This is a genomic window from Kitasatospora sp. NPDC088134, from assembly GCF_044741705.1.
In the GTDB taxonomy this organism is placed as follows: Bacteria; Actinomycetota; Actinomycetes; order Streptomycetales; family Streptomycetaceae; genus Kitasatospora.
In genome coordinates, this window is the sequence record NZ_JBIUTD010000063.1 from 1 (window position 1) to 1,337 (window position 1,337).

A 1,337-nucleotide genomic window follows, 5' to 3' on the forward strand; every position below is an offset into this window, starting at 1 on the left:
GACCGGCTCGCGGACCGTACGGGGCTGGAGCCGGGCACCGTCCGGGCGGCCCTGCGGAGCGGCGGGGGCGCTCCGGGCGCCGCGACCGTCGCCGTCCTGGCCGACGCGCTGGGCCTGCCGGTCGGGCCGCTGCTGGAGCTGCGGCGGATCGCCGCGCAGACCGGGGAGAGCCGCCCCTCGGCCCCCTATGCTCCGCAGCCGTTCCCCGGTGGGGTGCAGCGGGCCGAGGTCGATGCGAGCGGGCAGCAGTCGGTGGCGGCGATGTGGATCGGCCAGGTCAACCAACACTCCACCAGCGAGCCGAAGTTGAAGCACCTGGCCCCTCCCCGGGCGCTGCCGCCCGGGTTCACCGGCCGGGACGAGGACCTGGAGGAGCTGCTCGGCTTCCTCTCCCCCGCCACGGATTCCGACGACGGGACCGAACACGCGGTGGTGGTGGCGTCGGTGCTGGGGATGGGCGGGATGGGCAAGACCACGCTGGCCCTGGCCGCCGCCCACGCGGCCCTGGAGCGGGCCCTGTTCACGGGTGTGCTGTTCCTGGACCTGCACGGCTACGACGAGACGCCCGTCGACGCCGACCGCGCCCTGGACACCGCACTGCGCGACCTGGGCATCGGCCCCGAGCAGATCCCACCGGAGACCGACCAACGCGCGGCCCTCTACCGCGCCCAACTCGCCGCCCGCGCAAGGGCCGGCGAGCGGGTCCTCGTCCTGGCCGACAACACCTCCGACAGCAGCCAGGTCGCCCACCTGCTCCCCGCCGGGAGCGGCCCGCACCGGATGCTGGTCACCTCCCGCGACAACCTCGCCCCCGACCTCGGCGCCCGCCTGCTCGACCTCGACGTCCTCACCCCCGAACGCGCCGTCGCCCTGATGGACGCCGCCCTGCGCGTCGTCCGCCCCACCGACGACCGCATCACCGCAGATCCGACCGGCGCCGCCCGGGTCGCGGAACTGTGCGGCCACCTCCCCCTCGCCCTGCGCATCGCCGCCGCCCAGCTCGGCCGCAACCTCAAACCCGCCCAACTCGCCGAGGAGTTGGAGAACCTGGCGGAGCGCCTGGACGTCCTGGAGGGACGCGACGCCGCCGTGCGCACCGTGCTGGCCGGCTCCTACCGGCGTCTGGCACCCACCCACGCGGAGCTCTTCCGCGCCCTCGCCCTCAACCCCGGCCCCGACCTGTCCACCCAGACCGCCGCCGCGCTCACCGGTGTGGGCAAGCTCCGCGACGTCCGCAAGAGGTTGGAGGCCCTCGCCGACGCCAGCCTCGTCCGCGAGGACCCCGACACCGGACGCTGGCGCATGCACGACCTCGTCCGCGCCTACGCCACCGAACA

General features: G+C 75.3%; 1 protein-coding gene. It reads left to right on the top strand.

Annotation, left to right across the window (positions count from 1 at the left end):
• A partial coding sequence (locus tag ACIOHG_RS37770) for an NB-ARC domain-containing protein (RefSeq protein ID WP_400958193.1) occupies positions 1-1,337 on the top strand: 1,337 nt, incomplete at both ends.